The sequence below is a fragment of the Empedobacter sp. 225-1 genome (genome assembly GCF_030328185.1).
GTDB lineage: Bacteria > Bacteroidota > Bacteroidia > Flavobacteriales > Weeksellaceae > Empedobacter > Empedobacter stercoris.
Map to the genome: position 1 here is coordinate 49095 of NZ_JACALO010000013.1, position 19988 is coordinate 69082.

At 30.9% G+C, this 19988-nt stretch carries 20 protein-coding genes, 1 tRNA gene, 1 pseudogene and 2 riboswitches; of the genes and pseudogenes, 12 read left to right on the plus strand and 10 right to left on the minus strand.

What is annotated here, in order from left to right; translation table 11 throughout:
* Positions 1 to 10 precede the first annotated feature (10 nt).
* Together murI and hemW are read right to left on the minus strand one after the other, a co-directional pair.
* Positions 11 to 817 (minus strand): glutamate racemase, encoded by an 807-nt coding sequence (gene murI / locus HX088_RS05595; protein WP_225541866.1) that lies wholly within the window; start codon positions 815 to 817, stop codon positions 11 to 13.
* A gap of 17 nt (positions 818 to 834) precedes the next feature.
* A complete protein-coding gene (gene hemW / locus HX088_RS05600; protein ID WP_284583748.1) occupies positions 835 to 1962 on the minus strand; it encodes a radical SAM family heme chaperone HemW in 1128 nt (375 codons plus the stop codon).
* 136 nt (positions 1963 to 2098) lie between these two features.
* Between hemW and HX088_RS05605 the strand changes: the two genes are divergently transcribed.
* Positions 2099 to 2290 carry a cold-shock protein gene (locus HX088_RS05605; protein ID WP_171623630.1) on the plus strand — a complete coding sequence of 64 codons (192 nt, stop codon included), beginning with the start codon at positions 2099 to 2101 and terminating at the stop codon, positions 2288 to 2290.
* Between the two features lie 54 nt (positions 2291 to 2344).
* On the opposite strand, the gene HX088_RS05610 is transcribed toward HX088_RS05605, so the two are convergent.
* A complete protein-coding gene (locus HX088_RS05610; RefSeq protein WP_225539755.1) occupies positions 2345 to 2887 on the minus strand; it encodes a hypothetical protein in 543 nt (180 codons plus the stop codon).
* Positions 2888 to 2928: 41 nt separating this feature from the next.
* Between HX088_RS05610 and HX088_RS05615 the strand changes: the two genes are divergently transcribed.
* The 5 genes and pseudogenes from HX088_RS05615 to HX088_RS05635 all read left to right on the plus strand — a co-directional run bounded on the left by HX088_RS05615 (position 2929) and on the right by HX088_RS05635 (position 6755).
* On the plus strand, positions 2929 to 3261 hold the full coding sequence (locus HX088_RS05615) for an MGMT family protein (protein ID WP_188320085.1): 333 nt from the start codon (positions 2929 to 2931) through the stop codon (positions 3259 to 3261).
* A 58-nt stretch (positions 3262 to 3319) separates the two neighbouring features.
* Positions 3320 to 4252, plus strand: coding sequence for an ABC transporter ATP-binding protein (locus tag HX088_RS05620; protein ID WP_171623633.1), 933 nt, complete (start codon positions 3320 to 3322; stop codon positions 4250 to 4252).
* A 12-nt stretch (positions 4253 to 4264) separates the two neighbouring features.
* Positions 4265 to 5584 carry an ABC transporter permease gene (locus tag HX088_RS05625; protein WP_286483644.1) on the plus strand — a complete coding sequence of 440 codons (1320 nt, stop codon included), beginning with the start codon at positions 4265 to 4267 and terminating at the stop codon, positions 5582 to 5584.
* A gap of 74 nt (positions 5585 to 5658) precedes the next feature.
* Complete coding sequence (gene pepE, locus HX088_RS05630; protein ID WP_260543278.1) at positions 5659 to 6378, plus strand: dipeptidase PepE; 720 nt, start codon at positions 5659 to 5661, stop codon at positions 6376 to 6378.
* Between the two features lie 27 nt (positions 6379 to 6405).
* Positions 6406 to 6755 (plus strand): annotated as a pseudogene (locus HX088_RS05635) (DUF2200 domain-containing protein).
* Positions 6756 to 6871: 116 nt separating this feature from the next.
* Here the strand turns inward: HX088_RS05635 and HX088_RS05640 are convergent.
* A complete protein-coding gene (locus HX088_RS05640; RefSeq protein WP_171622796.1) occupies positions 6872 to 7921 on the minus strand; it encodes a nucleoid-associated protein in 1050 nt (349 codons plus the stop codon).
* 232 nt (positions 7922 to 8153) lie between these two features.
* On the opposite strand from HX088_RS05640, the gene HX088_RS05645 reads away from it, so the two are divergent.
* Positions 8154 to 9050, plus strand: a complete 897-nt coding sequence (locus tag HX088_RS05645; protein ID WP_286483645.1) for a DUF6515 family protein — start codon at positions 8154 to 8156, stop codon at positions 9048 to 9050.
* Between the two features lie 60 nt (positions 9051 to 9110).
* On the opposite strand, the gene HX088_RS05650 is transcribed toward HX088_RS05645, so the two are convergent.
* Positions 9111 to 9184: transfer RNA gene (locus tag HX088_RS05650), tRNA-Met, on the minus strand.
* A gap of 115 nt (positions 9185 to 9299) precedes the next feature.
* Between HX088_RS05650 and HX088_RS05655 the strand changes: the two genes are divergently transcribed.
* Both HX088_RS05655 and HX088_RS05660 read left to right on the plus strand, forming a co-directional pair.
* Positions 9300 to 9683, plus strand: a complete 384-nt coding sequence (locus HX088_RS05655) for an START-like domain-containing protein (RefSeq protein ID WP_019975947.1) — start codon at positions 9300 to 9302, stop codon at positions 9681 to 9683.
* Between the two features lie 11 nt (positions 9684 to 9694).
* Positions 9695 to 10504: an aminotransferase class IV gene (locus HX088_RS05660; protein WP_171622798.1), complete on the plus strand. Its 810-nt coding sequence runs from the start codon at positions 9695 to 9697 to the stop codon at positions 10502 to 10504.
* 12 nt (positions 10505 to 10516) lie between these two features.
* Here the strand turns inward: HX088_RS05660 and HX088_RS05665 are convergent, their stop codons facing one another.
* Positions 10517 to 11068 (minus strand): YqgE/AlgH family protein, encoded by a 552-nt coding sequence (locus HX088_RS05665; protein ID WP_260543274.1) that lies wholly within the window; start codon positions 11066 to 11068, stop codon positions 10517 to 10519.
* Between the two features lie 72 nt (positions 11069 to 11140).
* On the opposite strand from HX088_RS05665, the gene pdxH reads away from it, so the two are divergent.
* Complete coding sequence (gene pdxH, locus HX088_RS05670) at positions 11141 to 11788, plus strand: pyridoxamine 5'-phosphate oxidase (protein ID WP_286483646.1); 648 nt, start codon at positions 11141 to 11143, stop codon at positions 11786 to 11788.
* A gap of 52 nt (positions 11789 to 11840) precedes the next feature.
* Here pdxH and HX088_RS05675 read toward each other — a convergent pair whose 3' ends face one another.
* Positions 11841 to 12287, minus strand: coding sequence for a KTSC domain-containing protein (locus HX088_RS05675; protein WP_171622801.1), 447 nt, complete (start codon positions 12285 to 12287; stop codon positions 11841 to 11843).
* A gap of 85 nt (positions 12288 to 12372) precedes the next feature.
* Between HX088_RS05675 and HX088_RS05680 the strand changes: the two genes are divergently transcribed.
* Positions 12373 to 13002, plus strand: a complete 630-nt coding sequence (locus tag HX088_RS05680; RefSeq protein WP_286483647.1) for a hypothetical protein — start codon at positions 12373 to 12375, stop codon at positions 13000 to 13002.
* A 42-nt stretch (positions 13003 to 13044) separates the two neighbouring features.
* Here HX088_RS05680 and metF read toward each other — a convergent pair whose 3' ends face one another.
* The 3 genes from metF to HX088_RS05695 form a co-directional block, all read right to left on the minus strand.
* Positions 13045 to 14001, minus strand: a complete 957-nt coding sequence (gene metF / locus HX088_RS05685; RefSeq protein ID WP_286483648.1) for a methylenetetrahydrofolate reductase [NAD(P)H] — start codon at positions 13999 to 14001, stop codon at positions 13045 to 13047.
* A gap of 214 nt (positions 14002 to 14215) precedes the next feature.
* Positions 14216 to 16882: a methionine synthase gene (gene metH / locus HX088_RS05690; protein WP_286483649.1), complete on the minus strand. Its 2667-nt coding sequence runs from the start codon at positions 16880 to 16882 to the stop codon at positions 14216 to 14218.
* Positions 16870 to 17868, minus strand: coding sequence for a homocysteine S-methyltransferase family protein (locus tag HX088_RS05695; RefSeq protein ID WP_171622805.1), 999 nt, complete (start codon positions 17866 to 17868; stop codon positions 16870 to 16872). The genes metH and HX088_RS05695 overlap by 13 nt, the downstream gene beginning before the upstream one ends.
* Before the next feature lie 44 nt (positions 17869 to 17912).
* Positions 17913 to 18013, minus strand: a riboswitch (SAM riboswitch).
* A 448-nt stretch (positions 18014 to 18461) separates the two neighbouring features.
* Positions 18462 to 18559: riboswitch (SAM riboswitch) on the plus strand.
* Positions 18560 to 18676: 117 nt separating this feature from the next.
* Between HX088_RS05695 and HX088_RS05700 the strand changes: the two genes are divergently transcribed.
* The gene (locus HX088_RS05700; RefSeq protein WP_260543266.1) at positions 18677 to 19858 is read left to right on the plus strand and encodes a homoserine dehydrogenase; all 1182 of its coding nucleotides are present in this window, start codon (positions 18677 to 18679) and stop codon (positions 19856 to 19858) included.
* Positions 19859 to 19988: the final 130 nt, after the last annotated feature.

Consider the following 19988-nt stretch of genomic DNA (forward strand, 5'->3'; position numbering starts at 1 on the left):
TCGGTTCTATTTAGTTCATTAATTTTTTTTCAATTAATTGAATATCTTTTCCAAAGAATTTTTTAGCAACTTTTATAATGTTATCTGTGTTTACAGAAATATAAAAAGTATAGGTTGCAGCAGCATTTTTTTCTGCTAATTTTCCTTCTTTCGCTAATTGATAAATGACTTGATTAATTACTATTAAAGGCGAATTTACAATATCAACTTTCCCTTCGAATACTTGATTGATTTCTTTTTCAAGATGAGTATAATGAGTACACCCTAAAATAATAGAATCAATTCCTTCTAATTTTTTGTTTAACAAATAAGTTTCTAAAACAGCTTTAGAAATAATAGAATTTGCGAAACCTTCTTCGATAACAGGTACCAAGAGTGGAGTTGCCATTTCAACTACGTTGATGTGTTTATTGCGACGCCGAATTGCTTTTTTGTATGCACCTGAATTAACTGTTGTTTTTGTTGCAATAACGCCAATTTTTTCTCTTAGTTCGAACGATACTTTTTCAGCAACGGGAGAAATAACATCAATAACAGGAATATCTTTTCCTGCAGCATTTTTAATCTCTTTCAAAGCATTCGCAGTTGCAGAATTACATGCAACTAAAATTGCTTTACAATCATTGTCCTTTAAAAAATTAGTAATGTCTACCGAAAATTGTGTAATCGCTTCTTTAGATTTTTCTCCGTAAGGTAAATTTTGAGTGTCACCAAAATAAATTAAACTTTCGTTTGGTAGCAAACGTTTTATTTCTTTTGCAAACATCAAACCACCAACACCAGAGTCGAAAACACCTATTGGTCTGTTATCATTCATAACGCAAATTTAACAATTTAATCGATGTAAAATAATCTTGATGCAATTCCATCAGCAAAAAATTTTGATTCAGGTTTCAAAATGATTTTATTTTCTTGTTTGATGATAAGATTTTCTTTAATTAACTGATTGATTTCTTGATAAAATAAGTCAAGTATAGGTTGAGAAAATTCAGAATTTATTCGATCAACATCTATTCCGTATATAGTTCTTAATCCGATCATTATCATTTCATTAAATCGTTCAGCTTCATTTAACACTTCAATTTCTTGAGGTAAATTATTTTGATTAATTGCTTGTATATATTTTGTATTGTTGGCTATATTCCAAGCACGTGATTTTCCATTGTAAGAATGAGCAGATGGACCAATTCCCATGTAATGAATTCCTTTCCAGTAATTGGAATTATGCAAAGAAAAATAATTTTCTTTTCCAAAATTAGAAATCTCGTATTGTATAAAATTATTCGATGTTAAGGTATCAACTAAGAGCTGAAATTGTTCATTTTGACGATCTTCATCAACAGGTTTTGTGATTCCTTTTTTGATTTGATGATCCAAAATTGTTTTCTCTTCAACAGTTAAAGCATAAGAAGAAATATGCGGAACATTTAAATTTATTGCTTGCTGAAGATTCTTCATCCACATATCATTAGTAGTTGTCGAAGAACCATATATCAAATCAATTGTGATGTTATCAAAACCAAAATCCTGAACAAGTTTTATCGATCGTTCTGCCTCTTGTGCATTGTGTGCACGGTTCATTAATTGTAGATCTTCTTCAAAAAACGATTGTACACCAATCGAAAGACGATTGATAGGAGTTGATTTTAAGAATTTAAGTTTTTCTTGGTTCAAATCATCTGGATTTGCTTCGAGTGTAACTTCTTTTAAATTTTGGGTTGAATAATTTTTAAAAATCGTTTCGAAAATGCTTTCTAATTCTATTTCAGAAAGGATAGAAGGAGTTCCTCCACCAAAATAAATAGTTTCAAGTGGTTGTGATATTTCATTTTTTCTAAGTAAAAGCTCTTTGTTAATCGCTTTTACCAGATTAGATTTGTTGTGAAGATTTGTAGAAAAATGAAAGTCACAATAACTACATTTCTGTTTACAAAAGGGGATATGAATATAGATTCCTGCCAAAATAATTAAATATTAGGCAAAATTAGGTTGAATTGGTAGTCTAAAAAAATGGAACTAAAAAAAAACTAAAAAAAAATGAATATAGTATTGGTTTTGAAAATAATTCTTATATCTTTATCGGCGTAAATAAAATACTATGAATAAAGGAACTGTAAAATTCTTTAATGAAGAAAAAGGATACGGATTTATTAAAGATGACGAATCAGGAAAAGAGTACTTCGTACACGTTTCTGGTTTGGCAGACAAAGTAGCTCAAAATGATAAAGTATCATTTGACTTAGAACAAGGAAAAAAAGGTATCAACGCCGTTAATGTGAAAGTAATCTAATTAATATATTATCTCAACATATTTCTTGTAAAGCGACCGGATTGGTCGCTTTTTTTATTTTATATTTTCATTGTTTTCATAAAATTCTGCATCATTTAATAACGTATTTACAAAATGATACAATCTTCCTAATTGAAATTTAGCCAATTGATGTCCATATAAACTTGCTAAATAAGTTCCTAAAGCCAATATAACAGAAAACGGAACAGACCAAATCCATATACTTTCACCTTTTACTATGTATTCTGAAATTGCATACGAGCCTAATGTTATAAAAACAGCACCACTTAATCCATAAAGGAAAGCAAAAAATGTCCAAATGCTGGGTTTAGGACCAATAATTCCTCTTACAACCAAATAATTTGGATGATCATCATCTTCTTCAATTCGAATTTGTAATTGGGGATGCCAATATTTATCTTTATCTTTTCTAACACGAACCATTGTTACTTCCTCATTCGCATAACCACCAAACTCTGAAGTGTTTTGTTGCAAATGTTTTTTAATTAATTCGATAAATTCTTGTTTTGATAAATGGGTATACACCTTAAAACGTGGACGGCTTAAAAGAGATTTAATTGGAACTTTTTGGCTCATATTCTATTAGTTTATCTAAATTTACAATAAATGTTTAGATTGTGACAAAAATTATTTCTGATACTTATGAGAAAATTTACCAAATCGTTTGCCAAATCCCAGAAGGACGAGTTTCTACTTATGGATTGATAGCGAAAAGTATAGGTGAAAAATTTTCAGCACGTGTTGTTGGTTATGCAATGAATCATTCACACCATCGAGATGATGTTCCAGCTCATCGAGTGGTTAATAGAAATGGTCAATTAACAGGAAAGCATCATTTTAATCCTTCGAGTTTAATGCAACAATTGTTGGAAAATGAAGGTATAGAGATAGTAAATGATAAAGTGGTCAATTTTAAAGAAATTGTATGGGATCCGAACGAATCTCATTAAAATCTGTAACGAAATCTACTTTCTTCTTACTAATTTTACAAATCAAATGATATAGATAATGGATTTTTTATTGCAAGCCGAAGGCTTAACAAGGAAATATAAAAATAAAGTTGCACTCAACAATTTTAGTATCAACATTCCACAGGGGTCTATTTATGGACTATTGGGACCAAATGGTGCTGGAAAAACAACGTTTATTCGTATTGTCAACCAAATTACAGCTCCTGATAGCGGAACAATTTTACTAAACGGAGAGCCTTTGACAAAAAAATCAATTGGTCAAGTTGGTTATATGCCAGAGGAACGTGGGTTATACAAGAATATGAAAGTAGGAGAACAAGCCCTTTATTTTGCGAAATTAAAAGGTCTTTCTTCTGCTGAAGCAAGAAAACGTACCGAATATTGGTTCGAAAAACTTGATATGATGTCTTGGTGGAATAAAAAATTGAGTGAACTTTCGAAAGGAATGGGACAAAAAGTTCAGTTTGTTATTACGGTTATTCATAATCCTTCGTTGTTAATTTTTGATGAACCTTTTAGTGGTTTTGATCCTGTAAATGCGCAAATCATTGCAAATGAAATTTTGGAATTAAGAGATAAAGGGACGACAATTATTTTTTCGACCCATAGAATGGAATCTGTTGAAGAAATGTGTGATCATGTTGCATTAATCAATCAATCTAATAAAGTGTTAGATGGAACGATTGAGGAAGTAAGAAATCAGTTTAAAACGGGTAAATTTTCTATTCAATTGGATGAAGTAGCATCGGATGCTCTACAAAATTTAGCAAATGAATTTGAAATTTCTGACATGAGAAATTTTAATCAACGAACAGAGTTTAATCTTTTATACAATAAAGAAACACCAACAAACGAAATTTTACAAAAGTTAATGCAAATTGGTCAAGTTCATCAATTCAAAGAAATTATTCCTTCGATGAATGACGTATTTTTAGAAGCTGTTAAACAAAGTTCTATTTCTAATCTTTAAGCTTAATTATAAATGAAAAATATATTTTTGGTTGCGCAACGCGAATTTTTTTCACAGGTAAAAAATAAAGCGTTTGTTATTATGACTTTTCTTTCTCCTTTATTAATTGTTGGAGCAGGAGCAGTAATTTTCTTTTTAAGTTCTGCCAATAATTCAGAAGTCAAAAATATCGCAATTGTGGATGAAAGTTCTGAGTTTATTACATCGTTTAAATCTTCTAAACAAATGATGTTTAGTATTTATACGCCTCAAGAATTGAAATCAATAAAAGATACATTGAAAGGAAGTGAATATTTGAATGCCATTCTTCACATTCCAAAAAATACAGATGGTAACTATGAAAATATTGAAAAAAATACCGAGTTAATTACCAATGGTAATTTGGGAATCACATATCGCGAAAAAATATCACGAACAATTAGTGATAAAATCGAGAAAGAGAAACAAACAAAGTCAGGTATCAACGAAACTGCTTTAGAAGCTTCTAAAGCTCGGGTTAACTTGAATATTTTCAATGTTTCGGATGGAAAAGAAGACAAAGGAATGGAATTAAAAATTGCTTTAGCCATGTTTTTAACGTACATCATTTTTATGTTTGTGATGATATATGGTGTAAAAGTAATGCGCTCTGTTGTGGAAGAAAAAAATAACCGTGTGGTTGAAATCATTATATCTTCTGTCAAACCTTTCGAATTGATGATGGGTAAAATTGTGGGAACAACCATGGTTGCCGTTACTCAATTTGCGATTTGGATTGGAATGACTATGGCTTTGTTGATGATTTTTCCAGCCATCGCAGCGTCTAAAATGGATATGTCGCAACAAATGATGAACCAAGCTCAATTAGCAGAGTCGAACCCAGATATGATGCAGAAAATAACAGAGATTAGCGAAGTTTTATTGACATTTAATTATCCGTTAATTATTTTTGTATTTATTGCTTATTTTATTTTAGGTTATTTGTTTTACAGTTCAGTTTTTGCAGCAATTGGCTCGGCTGTAGATAATGATACAGATACACAACAATTTACATATTTTCCTTTAGTGCCAATGATGATTGGACTTTATGGAAGCATGACGACTTTCGAAAATCCAGATGGTCCTGTCGCTTTTTGGTTATCGATGATTCCGCTAACTTCTCCAATTTCTATGATTACTCGAATTCCATTCGATGTTCCGATTTGGCAATTAGCGTTATCCTTATTTTTATTGTTAATCAGCACTATTTTTATGGTTTATATGGCTGGAAAAATTTACAGAATTGGAATTTTAATTTATGGTAAAAAACCAACCGTAAAAGAAATGATTAAATGGATCTCGTATAAAAATTAAAACGATATAAAAACCGAAGTAAAAATGCTTCGGTTTTTTGTTTTTAGAATTAACTTTGATAAAAATTAGATTTTATGATACATCCAAATTATCGATTGCTTGTGATTAGCACAAGTACAATTTATGGTAGTGGATATTTAGAATATATTCGAGAAGAGATTTTAGATTTTTTACAAACAGATGAATTACTTTTTGTTCCATTTGCGCGACCTTCTGGCATTTCGTACGATGAATACACGAACAATGTGGTTACTGCTTTGCAACCTTTTGGTATAAAAGTGACAGGTTTACATACTTATGAAAATCCGAAAGAAGCCATTTGTAATGCAAAAGCTATTTTTGTTGGAGGAGGAAATACGTTTTTATTACTTAAAACTTTGTACGAATTAGGTTTAATTGAAGCTATACGAAATACAATTTCTGAAGGTGTTCCATATATGGGTAGTAGCGCAGGAAGTAATTTGACAGGTTTAACAATTGGAACGACAAATGATATGCCTATTGTGTATCCACCAAGTTTTGATGCCTTGCAGTTTTTACCATTTAATATTAATCCTCATTATTTGGATCCAGATCTAAACTCTACGCATAAAGGTGAAACGAGAGAAACGCGAATCAACGAATTTCATAAATTTAATAGACAAACTGTAATCGGATTAAGAGAAGGAAGTTGGTTGAGAGTAGAAAACGGAACAATCGAATTGAAAGGAGATTTAACAGCTCGAATTTTTAAACCCAATCAATCGGCTATTGAAGTAAAATCGGGTATATTAGAAGAATCTATTTATTTGTAAATTTATTTATCCAATAATTTATTTCGAATGAATACAAAGGTCTTTAAAATGTCTTTTGCGAGTGTATATCCGCATTATATCAAAAAAATAGAATCCAAAGGAAGAACAATTCAAGAATTAGAAGAAGTTATTTTTTGGTTAACAGGTTACACTAAAAATGATTTGGATCGAAAAATAGAATCAAAAATAGATTTTGAAACTTTTTTTGCTGAAGCTAAATTAAATCCAAATGTAGATAAAATTAAGGGTTAATCTGTGGATACAGAGTAGAAGAAATTGAAGATCCGCTATATAAAAAAATTAGATATTTGGATAAAGTGATTGATGAATTAGCAAAGGGAAAATCTTTGGATAAAATTTTTAGAAATACCATCTAAAATTTTGTGCAAATAGATACATAATAGTTGACAATAACTTACAAAACCGCTTTTTTTTATAAAATATTGACACTGTCCACAATTTTGGACAGTGTTTATATTATATTAAATTAATCTTATTGTTCTGAATTAAAATACACTTTGTAATAATACATTTTCTTTTCCTCATCAAATCCACGTTCCAAATATTCTTCCGCCGCATCTGGATTAGTTAAATCTAATTTGATGTTAATTTTTGTATCTAATTTAATATCACTTTTGATTTTCTTTGATTCTTTCATCAAAGTAGGAACAGAAACTTCAAAGGATTCTACAAACTCTACACGATTATTTTCACTGTAATCTTTTTTGTATTCTTTAAATTCATCAATAATTTCAAATGGTTTTAACACCTGATCTTCAAAAATTTCGTTGGTTACAATTTCATTTGAATTCAATACATTGATAGAGTTTGAAATAAATTCTGCCTGCTGTTTTTTATCGGTTTTGTCTAATAAGAAATCATTTGAAAAGTCAGTAATCAGCTCCATATATTTTTTTGTATGGTAATTATTGTCTTTTATTAAATCAATTTCTAAGAAATTTTTCTTCCAATATTCAGATTCTACATTTTTATCATCAATAGAATATACACGAAATCCTTCGTCACGATAAGCATCAAGAATAAGACAAGCTTTATCTATTCCTTCAAGTTTATAACCTTTCCATATATTATAATCTAATCCCTTTGATTCGTCAAAACGTAAGAATTTTTTCTTGTTTTCTAACTTATAAATTCCAATTCCTCGACATACTATTCCATCAAACATCATATTTTCGAAAAGTGTAATGAAAACTTCTCCACTCTTGATTTGTGGATGCAATGATTTTTCATATAAATGACTTAAAACTTCCTGCGAAAAATCTATAAAATCGGTCTCTTCGTCAAACATTTGCTTGCATTGATTATACAAAACATTAAATTCTAATTTTTCTGTATAATGAGTAAAATGATTAATTTCGAGTGTTTTTTTGAACGGACTTAATAAGAAAGGAACCAATTGTTCTTCCTTAGATTCGTCATACTCAAGTGTCTTATCAGCAAAAATATTTGCTTCTTCCCGAACTTTATGTCCTACTTTTTGTAAACTGATAAAGGCGATGTAAGCATTTTTAACGTCAATCATTGTTTCTAATTTCTTAAAAACAAAAGTAATGATTTCAAAAATCAATGCAAACCTTGAATGATTAAAAAAAAATATTAACAAAATTGTCAAACAAAATTGTAAAATTAATGTATTGATAATTAATCTATTATATTTTTTTTTGAAGATAATAAATTGAAAGCGAACAGCAAACTATAATTATGGCATGAAAATAGTAATAGGATAGATGTCTTAATATTTAAAAGGTTAGATGATGAGAAAAATTAGATTTACACTTTTGGGAGTAGCTTTTACAGCCATGTTAGCTGTGGGTGTAAATGCTCAAGATAGAGGTCATAGAGGAGGTGAGAGAGGTAATTCTTCAAGAGAAGTATCAAGAAGCCAAGGGAATAGCCGTTCTGAAATGGCTAAAAGTACAAATAGAGTTAGTCGTGTCGAAGGAAATAGAACAGATAGAATTGATCGAGGAAATAGTAAAAGTGATTCTTGGAAAAATTCGAATATAAGTTCAAGTCGTGTCGAAAGTTCACGAATCAATAGAGATAATACTGCTGTAATAAGTAGTAGACCAAGTGTGAACCGAGATAGTAAAAACGAAAGATATAACAGAGAAAATAACCAAGGGAATCGAAATAATCAAGGGAATCGAAATAATCAAGGGAATCGATCTGAGAGTTTAAAAAATAGAGATTTTCATAAAGATCCTGTTCGTATTAGCTCAAGTTCAAATAATTATAGAGGAAATCGCCCTGTGTCAAATGTTAATGTAAGAAATTATCACAAATACAATTACAACAATTATAATTTCTATGGTAACAATGGAATTTATTATCGTCCGTATAATAGTGGTTATGTAAGATATATGCCTTATGTAGGGTTCAGAATCAATGTTTTACCTGTAGGTTATGTAACAATTAATATTGGTAATCGTAATCCGTTTTATTTCTACGAAGGAGTTTATTATAGTCCAAATAGAAATTATTACGAAGTGGTTCAAGCTCCAATTGGTGCAATTGTTTATGCTTTACCAGCAGGTTATGAAAGAATAAATTATGATGGAGAGTATTTGTATGAGTTTGGAGATGTCTTATATCAAAAAATTTATTACAGAGGTTCAAGAGCTTATCAAGTAGTAGGTTATTTAGATTAGCATAAGTTTTAGTAGTTAATGAAAAAAGTCCAAACAGCTTGCTGTTTGGACTTTTTGATGTAGCGAAGAGCAGAATTGAACTGCCGACCTCAGGGTTATGAATCCTGCGCTCTAACCATCTGAGCTACCTCGCCTAATTTTAATTTTTGCAAATATAATTTTTTTTTTGAATTTATAACAAAACTTATTTTATTTTTCTTTGGTAGATACAATTCATTTTATATCTTGCGACTTCAATTAAATAGAATTATGCCAAAAAAGAAATATCAAGTAGAATTTTCAATTAAGTCTTCACCGTCTTTGTTATATAACTATATTTCAAACCCTTCTGGTTTGTCTGAGTGGTTTGCAGATAACGTAAATTCTCGTGGAGAAAAATATACTTTTATTTGGGACGGACACGAAGAATCTGCTTTTTTGATGAAATCTAAGCAAGATAGTTATGTACGTTTTCAATGGGAATATGATGAAGACACAAAGTATTTCTTCGAATTAACAATTGTAGAAGACGATTTAACAAATGATGTATCATTAGTAATCACAGATTTCGCAGATGAAGATGAGGTTGAAGAATCAAAACAATTGTGGGAAAGTCAAATTGAAGACCTTAAAAAAATCTTAGGATCTGTTTAAAATCTATTATTTTGAAAATTAACTTAGGTGGCCTTATCATTGAACAAGCAAATGCAGAAATTAGTATTCAGAACAGAGCTTTTCGAAATGGTGATGCTGTAAAAGAAATTTTACGATTTGTAAATGGTGAAATTATAGATTGGGAAGATCATTATTTTAATTTAATGGCCTCTATGCGTATTTATCGCATGAATATTCCATTAGATTTTACACCAGAATTTTTTCAAGAACAAATCAATTTAATAGCCGAAGCTAATCAAACTAAATCAGGTAAGGTCGAGTTTTTTGCCTTCCGAAATAATGAAGAAGATTATTTAAAAGCTTCAATTAATTATCTGATTTCTATTGAAAATAGTGAACAAGATTGGGAGTTTTTGCAAAGTGAAAACGAAATCGATGTTTATAAAGACTATGCTATCAACACAGCTTTTTATTCACTTGTTAACACGTATCGCCCAGAAGAAAATATTGCAGAAATCTACCGTTTAGAGAATGACTATGCAGATATTATTCTGTTGAATGCCAATAAAAAAATGGCACGTTCTTTACGAGGTGCTATTTTTGTGGTAAATGGAGAAACGATTCGTACACCCAAAAAGGAAGAAGGAGTAATAACAAGTGTTTTGCGAAATAATTTTATTACGAAGATCAATAAATCGGAAGAATTTAAAGTGGAGGAATCAGAAATTTTTCCATTCGAAATTCAGAAAGCAGAAGAGGTATTTATTTTGATAGATGGTATTGGGATATTACCAATTACCAAAAATAGAAAAAAAGAATATAATACGGATAAGACAAAGTTGATTTTTAGTTATTTGTAATTTAGAAATCAATTAATTCATAGAAGGATCTGCGGGGGTGTTTAACCAAATCAAGTTTTCACCTCCAAGTTTCTTCATCAAATTTTTCCACAAATCAGCATCCCATTCTTCGAAAATATCAAAATCTAAATCTCTTACCGTCCATGAATTATTTTTTAATTCGTCAGTAATTTGTTTAGGAGCCCAACCACAATAACCCATAAAAAACTTAATTTCATTCTCTTTTATCAACTTTTGATTTACCGCTTCTCGCACATCATCATAATTTCCAGACCAATATAAATTATGAATTATTTTTTCACTATTTCGTATTAAATCAGGGCGTTTGTGTAGATAATAAATATTTTCCTTATCAACTGGTCCACCTTCAAAAACAATAGAAGTGGATTCTATCTCAGAAACAAAAATACTAATAGGTATGTGTGAAGAATGATTAAGTACAAAACCAATATTTCCAGATTCTAAGTGTTCGGTAATTAAAATAACACTTCGTTGAAAAATATCATTATTTAATGTTGGTTTAGCGACTAAAATACTTCCTTTTTTTATACTTTTGATAGACATTTTGTTTCGGTTTTATAGTGTAAAATCTTAACGAAATAATGATTTGTAAATAAAAATATAAAATAAACATTAATGAAACAAGATTTAAGTTATAAAAGAAAAGTCTACGAAAAACAAGCCATGAATTTTGATTCGTTAAGAGAAAATCCTATCGAACAATTTCGTGATTGGTTCTTACAAGCTGAGGATTCTGATGGCGTAGATGAAGCAAACGCAATGTCTGTTGCAACGATTGGCGACGATGGTTTTCCGAGAACACGTGTCGTATTATTGAAAAGATATACAGATGAAGGATTTATTTTTTATACCAATTACAATAGTCAAAAAGGTAAAGCTTTGTTAGAAAATCCGAAAGTATGTTTATCATTTTTTTGGCCATTTTTAGAAAGACAAATTATTATAAAAGGTGTAGCTGAAAAGACGACGGATAATAATTCGGACGGATATTTCGAAACACGACCTCGTAGTAGTCAGTTAGGAGCATGGATTTCTGCTCAAAGTTCTGTAATAGATGAACACCAAGATTTGGCTGCGGAAGAATTAGAGTTAGAAAAAAAATACGAAGGAAAAGAAATTCCTCGTCCAGAGCATTGGGGTGGATTTTTAATTCGACCAACAGAAATTGAGTTTTGGCAAGGACGTCCAAGTCGTTTACATGACAGAGTTCGTTATGTATTACAAGAAGATTTTGATTGGAAAAAAGAGCGTTTAGCTCCTTAAAAAAATAATAAAAGCCTCTAATTTAGAGGCTTTTTTATAGTATTGATTAAATTTAATCTTTCATTGCTTCACCCGCTTTACGATGTGTAAATTTACCGTAAATGTGTCTTCTTGCAAAGCGACTTGGTGAATCAGAATTTACCATTTTGATGTAGGTATTTTTAGGAACACCGAAATATTCGTAATGATTACCATCTAAATGTTCAACTTTCAAAATTTGTTCGTCCATGTAAAAATCATGAATGTTAGATTTTGTCGTAGTTGTCGTATATTCTTCTTTATTTTTTTCGTGTGTTTCAGGATTAACGCTTACCAAAAAATGATACGCTTCAATCACGACTTTACTTTTTTCTTCAGCTTCTAATTTACCTGCTTCATCGTTCACAAATTTATCAGGATGCGCATCTTTCATCGTATTTCTGTAAATTGTTTTCAACTCTTTTAGAGTGACATTTTTATCAACTCCAAGTAATTTTCTGTGTTCTACAACGCTTTTCATAATTTTTTAACCCTTTTTTCGGTTTGCAAAAGTACGGAATATTAATCACGAAATACTTTTAATAGGAATAAGTTTGGTTAAGATGATGATAAATGACTTTTTTGTAAAAGAAAGTTGTAATTTTAGTGAAGCTAACACCAAACAAATAGAGATGAAGTTGAAAGATGTTCCAGCATTGAAAATTGCAATTTTAGATTTACCTACAAAAGAAAAAGACAAGCTTCTTTTGCGTCTTATAAATAAAGATGAAACGTTGGTAGAGCATTTACATTTTCAATTGTTAGAGGATGAAAGTGACTTGCAAAATCGAGTAAAAATAATTTACGAAAAGATTGATTTACAGTTCAAAAAGTCTAATCACTTAATTAATCAGATTAATATTATTCGAAGTCATAGACAATTATTGTTGACACTCAAAACACTGAGTGGAATTGTGAATTATCATGTTCAAATTACAAAAGACAAAGTGTCCGAATTTGAATTAAGAAAATATATTTTGCAAGAATCATTTACACGATATTCATATCTGTTTAATAAATATACAACAGGTGAAAATGCAGAAAAATTATTTAAATACCAAGCTGGAAGACTCAAATTAATTCAGTCTATTTTTGATAAATTTCACGAAGATTTAAAATATGATTACGAAAATGAAATTCAACAATTGAATGATTTCCTAAAAGAAACACCTTTAAAAAATAGTAGGATTGAATAAAAAAGAGAAAACTTTAATTGCTTTCTCTTTTTATTTATGGTATTAAAAAATCGCTTCAGCAACCTTTTTTGTATTAATCGAGTTACTCATCGTATAAAAATGCAATCCAGGAACACCAAATTCCATTAACTCTTTACATTGCTGAACGCACCACTCCAAGCCAATTTCTTTAATCGCTTCTTTATCTTTTGCTTTCAACACTTCCATCGACAAGGATTCGGGTAAATCGATGTAGAAATTTTGTGGAATTTTAGTCAATTGATTAAAAGTTGTTAACGGTTTTATTCCAGGAATAATCGGAACGTTAATGTCCATTTCTCGACACTTTTGGACAAAATCAAAGTATTTCTGATTGTCAAAAAACATTTGTGTCACAATGTAATCAGCTCCCAATTCAACTTTCTTTTTCAAATAATGCAAATCTATTGCAAGGTTTGGCGATTCGAAATGTTTTTCAGGATAACCAGCTACACCCAAACAAAAATCCATCGGATGCGATTCTTGCAAATCATCATCCAAATAATTTCCAGTATTCAAAGCAGTAATTTGTTCAATTAATTCTGAAGCATACGCATGTCCACCAACTTCTGGCACAAATGATTTTTCAGATTTAATCGGATCTCCTCGTAAAACCAATACATTATCAATGCCCAAGAAATTCAAATCAATCAAAGCATCTTCTGTATCTTCTTTTGTGAAACCACCACAAATCAAATGCGGAATTGCGTCAACTTTATAGTGATTTTGGATAGCAGCAGAAATCGCTACTGTACCAGGTCGTTTTCGCACTTGATACCGCTTCAACAAACCCTTCTCTTTTTGTTTGTAAATATACTCTTGTCGATGATAAGTCACATCGATAAAAGCAGGATTCAATTCCACTAAAGGATCCAAAGTTTTAAACGTTGCATTTACATCTTGACCTTTCAAAGGAGGTAAAATTTCAACAGAAAACAACGGTTTTCCATTCGCACGTTCTATATGTTCAGTAACTTTCATTCTTTATTTTATCGTTTAACGAAGTTCGAAGCTCGAATTCCAATTGTATATTTTCTTTTTTTAGGGCGTTCCCTTCGGGCGGGCTTTTCGTTACAATCTTTGCTGGTCAGCAAAGGATTTTCACTACAATCCCTAACGCATTTTTTTTGAAGTCAGAAGTTCGAAACTCGTGATTTGTTGTCATGCTGAGCTTGTCGAAGAATCTGACTAATTTCTAATCAGCCAAATTTGGTCCTAACCAACGTTCCGCTTTTTTTAAATTTATATTTTTACGTTGAGCAAAATCTTCTACTTGATCCATTTTAATTTTTCCGACACCAAAATATTTAGCTTTCGGATTCCCAAAATAATATCCCGAAACTGATGAAACAGGGTACATGGCTAACGAACTTGTTAATTCGATCCCAGCATTTTTCTCAACATCTAATATGTTAAAAATTGTTTCTTTCTCCAAATGATCAGGGCAAGCAGGATAACCAGGAGCAGGACGAATTCCTTTGTATTTTTCAGCAATTAATTCATTGTTTGATAAATTTTCGTCAGATGCGTATCCCCAAACTTCTGTTCGAACATATTTGTGTAAATATTCTGCATAAGCTTCAGCTAAACGATCAGCAATTGCTTTGACCATAATCGAATTGTAATCGTCCAAGTTCTTTTCGTACGCTTTAGCAACTTCTTCAATTTCTTGACCAGCAGTTACAGCAAAAGCGCCAATATAATCTTGTATAGTTGAATCTTTCGGTGCTATGAAATCAGCAATTGACATATTTGGTTGATCTTTCGATTTTTTCGCTTGCTGACGAAGTGTGTAGAATTCTTCTATTTTAAGATCGTTTTCATCAAACAATTCTATCGTGTCATCGTTTATCGTATTCGCTTTAAATAAACCGTAAACAGCTTTCGGTTTTGCTAAATTTTCGGCTTCGATTCTGTTTAACATTGACAATGCATCAATGTATAATTCTTTGGCATTTTCACCGACAAGTTCATCATCTAAAATCGCAGGGAATTTTCCATGTAAATCCCATGTTTTGAAAAAAGGAGTCCAGTCGATAAATTCTTTTAACTCAGTTACATTTGCTTGATGCGTAAATACACCCAATTGATTTGGTTTGAATGGTTTATTTTCTTCAAAATCTAATTGCAATTTATTTTTACGAGCTTCTTCAATTGTTAGGTATTCTTTTGCAACAGCGCGATTTAAGAAACCTTCTCTGATTTTAGTATAATCTGTTTCCGTTTCTGTAAATAATTCTGCTTGTTGTGAACCAATTAATTTTTGACAAACGGTAACCGAACGCGAAGCGTCTAATACGTGAATAGCTTTGTCATATTGCGGAGCAATTTTAACAGCGGTGTGGGCTTTTGATGTAGTCGCACCTCCAATCATTAATGGAATATCGAGATTTAAGCGTTTCATTTCTTTAGCAACATGTACCATTTCGTCTAAAGAAGGCGTAATCAATCCCGAAAGTCCAATTACATCGACTTTATTTTTTTGAGCTTCTTCTAAAATTCTTTCAGAAGAGACCATAACACCTAAATCAATAATTTCAAAACCATTACAGCTTAATACAACAGAAACAATGTTTTTTCCGATATCATGTACATCACCTTTAACGGTTGCCATCAATATTTTAGATGGTTCTTTGTCAGTTTTATTTCTTAGTTTTTCTTCTTCTAAATAAGGTGTTAAATAGGCTACAGCTTTTTTCATCACACGAGCCGATTTTACAACCTGTGGTAAGAACATTTTACCACTTCCAAATAAATCTCCTACGACATTCATTCCATCCATCAATGGACCTTCAATAACTTGAAGTGGTGACTTAATTTGATCTAATGCTTCAGCCGTATCTTCATCAATAAATTCAGTAATCCCTTTTACCAAAGCTATTTCTATTCGCTTTTCTAAAGGTAATTCACGCCAAGAATCATCTTTCTTTTTTTCTTTTGTAACACCTTTTAAATGTTCAGCAAAATCAATCAATCGTTCTGTGGCATCATCACGTCTATCCAATAAAACATCTTCAACATGTTCTAATAAGTCTTTTGGAATATCATCATAAATCTCAATCATTTCAGGATTAACGATTCCCATATCCATTCCGTGCTGAATTGCGTGGTATAAAAAGGCTGAGTGCATTGCTTCTCGAACTGCATTGTTACCACGAAACGAGAACGAAACATTGGAAACTCCACCCGAAACTAACGCATAAGGAAGATTTTCTTTGATCCATTTTGTTGCATTAAAAAAGTCAATTGCATTTCGGCGATGTTCTTCCATTCCTGTTGCAACAGGGAAAATATTAACATCAAAAATGATGTCTTTTGGATTGAATTTTACTTGATTGACCAATATATCATACGAGCGTTTTACGATTTCAATACGACGTTGGTAATTATCAGCTTGACCTTTTTCATCAAATGCCATTACAACAGTTGCAGCACCGTAACGTTTGATTTTTTTGGCGTGCTCGATGAATAATTCTTCTCCTTCTTTTAAAGAAATAGAGTTGACAATTGCTTTTCCTTGTACATTTTTTAATCCAGCTTCGATGATTTCCCATTTAGAAGAATCAATCATAATCGGAACTTTTGAAATATCAGGCTCGGAAGCAATTAATCGTAAATATTTTACCATTGAAGCTACACCATCAAGCATACCTTCGTCCATGTTGATGTCGATAATTTGTGCGCCACCATCTACTTGATCACGCGCAACTTGAAGCGCTTCTTCAAATTTTTCTTCTTTGATTAATCGTAAGAATTTTTTTGAACCAGTTACATTTGTGCGTTCTCCAACGTTTACAAAGTTTGAATTTTCGCGTACAATTAATGGTTCTAATCCAGAAAGTTGAATTTTTACGCTTGACATGCAACATTGATTTTTCGAGGTTCGTATTCTTTTGCTAAATCTGCCATTAATTTGATATGATCTGGTGTTGTTCCGCAACAACCACCAATAATATTGACCAATTTCTTCTCTAAAAATGGACGAATATGTTCACGCATCATTTCTGCTGTTTCGTCATATCCACCAAAAGCATTAGGTAAACCTGCATTTGGATATGCACTTACATAAAAAGGAGCTTTTTCTGCTAAAACTTCTAAGTATGGAATTAAATCTGTAGCACCTAACGCACAATTTAAACCAACTGAAAGTAAATCAATATGTTCTAAAGAAATAAGGAATGCCTCAGTTGTTTGTCCAGAAAGTGTGCGTCCAGATTTATCTGTTATCGTACCTGAAGCCATTAATGGAACGTTGATTCCAGTTTTTTCGATCGCATCTTGAATTCCATAAAATGCTGCTTTAGCATTTAGGGTATCAAAAATAGTTTCAACTAACAATACATCAACACCTGCTTCTAACATTGTTTTAGCTTGTCGAAAATAAACATTAGCTAAAGTGTCAAAATCGATGTCACGGTAACTTGGGTCATTCACTTGAGGTGAAATCGATGCTGTTTTATTTGTAGGACCTAAAGAACCAACAACAAATCGAGGTTTGTCTGGAGTAGAATATTCCGCACAAGCTTCTTTCGCTAAACGAACGGCTTCCGAATTTAATTCATCAACTAAATCAACCATATCATAATCAATCATCGAAATGATATTCGCATTAAATGTATTTGTTTCAATTAAATCTGCGCCAGCAGCTAAATACTCTCTATGAATATCTTTGATAATTTGTGGTTGTGTTAACACCAATAAATCGTTATTTCCTTTTAAAGATGTATGGAAATTTCTGAATCTTTCTCCTCTGTAATCTTCCTCTTGCAAATTATGCTTTTGGATCATTGTTCCCATAGCACCATCTAAAATAACAATACGTTCTTTTAGTATATCGTTTAATTTCATTTTACTATTTTATTAAAACCTTATGGGAAGAATTGCGAGGTAAGTCCTTATCTTTCTCTTTTTTGAGTAGGATGTAGCACCCAACTTTCCTTTGGGTTGCCAAGATATCTACGGGCCTAATCCCTCCATCTATTCTTTATAAGGTTATCTGCAAAATTATCTCTTCCTTTTAAAATAAAAAAATGATAATCATTATAATTATTATTTGAAGTAGACATGTCAAAATAAGTTAATCATTCCCTAAACTTAACCTGATTATTTTTGGTTGTAAAATCAATGACGTAGAAAAATATTCTTACAATACGTTAATTGATGTAAAAAATATCTTTAATACTTATTTAAGGTGTTTTAAATTAGAATATTATTAGGTTTTTTGAATTTTCCAGAATTAATTAGAAGATTTGTTTTTACTTTTTAATCATTTTTATAGAATCAAATCATTAAATAATAAAAATTTTAGAAAATAATTCTGAAATTAAATCATATTAGAACTTTAATTAGAAAATTATAAACAAATGTATGTTTTAATATTTGGAAAATTGAAATAGTTTGTACTAAATTTGCCCTCAGAAATAGCTCAAGTAAAATTTTATATTTTATCAAGAAAAGTGGAGGGAAATGGCCCTAAGAAACTTTAGCAACCTGATTACAATCAAGGTGCTAATTCCATCCTGTTAAGGGAAGATAAATAACTACGATAACCATCATTCAGTATTATTCTTAATACAACTGATTCAATTGTTATTATTTTAAAATTTCCTTTTTTCTTCACATTTTCTGATAAAATCAATAGTAAAGAAATAAATAAATGAAAAAAATAAATATCGGATTATTCGGATTTGGCGTAGTAGGAGAGGGGATTTATAAGGTTTTAGAAGAGAAACCACAATTAAATGCAGCGATTAAAAAAATTGTAATTAAAGATGATTCAAAAACACGAAATGCACCAGCTGAATTATTTTCAACAAATGCAGAAGATATTTTAAATGATGATGAAATAAATGTTGTGGTAGAATTGATTTCTGATGCAGATGCAGCTTATGATATCATCAAAAAAGCTTTTGTTAATGGGAAACATGTCGTAAGTGCCAATAAAAAATTGATTGCTGACCATCACAAAGAATTATTAGAATTACAAGAACAAAACAATGTTTCTTTCCTTTATGAAGCCTCTGTTTGTGGTTCTGTACCAATTATTCGAAATTTAGAAGAATATTTCGATAATGATTTATTGAATTATGTTTCTGGAATCGTGAATGGAACAACAAATTACATCTTGACTAAAATGGCGAATGAAAATGAATCGTATCAAGATGCTTTGAAAGCAGCACAAGAAAGTGGTTTTGCTGAAGCTGATCCAACGGCAGATGTGGAAGGTTTTGATGCAGCGAGTAAATTGTCGATTATTACATTACATGCTTTTGGTAAAAAAATTGAAGTAGAAGCTATTATTCGTAAAGGGATTACTGCTTTGAAAGTTGAAGATTTTAAATATGCGAACGAAAAAAATTACACAATTAAGCTAATTGCGAATTCAAAAATAAATCATCAAACAGGAGAAATTACGTCTACAGTTTTACCAACTTTTGTTGAGCTTAATAAAACGATTGCTTTAGTAAATAATGAATACAATGGTGTATTGATCGGAAGTTCGCTTTCCGATGAGCAGTTTTTATATGGAAAAGGAGCTGGGCGTTTCCCTACATCTTCAGCGGTTTTGAGTGATATTTCTGCGTTGAAATATGACTATAAATATTCGATTCGAAAATATGAAAATCAACACGAGGGTATTTTTAATCAAAATGGGAAAAAACGTGTTTACATTGGATTTGAAAACCAAACAGATGATGTTTCAAGTTTTTTTGAGGAAATAGAAGAACGTTATCAGAGTAAAAATTACAACCATATAGTTGGTGTAATTGATATTGAGAAGCTTAAACAAAAAGAAATTATAGAAAATACAAATCTTTCAATAATTGCTTTTGAGTAATATTTAGGATAAAAAGCCTTAAATTATCTTGAGGCTTTTTTTAAATCTAAAAATGTCCCGTCCTGAAATAGCGATACAAAAAAGAAATCGTTATTATGGAAGAAAGAAGCAATTATGTCAAACGTACTCA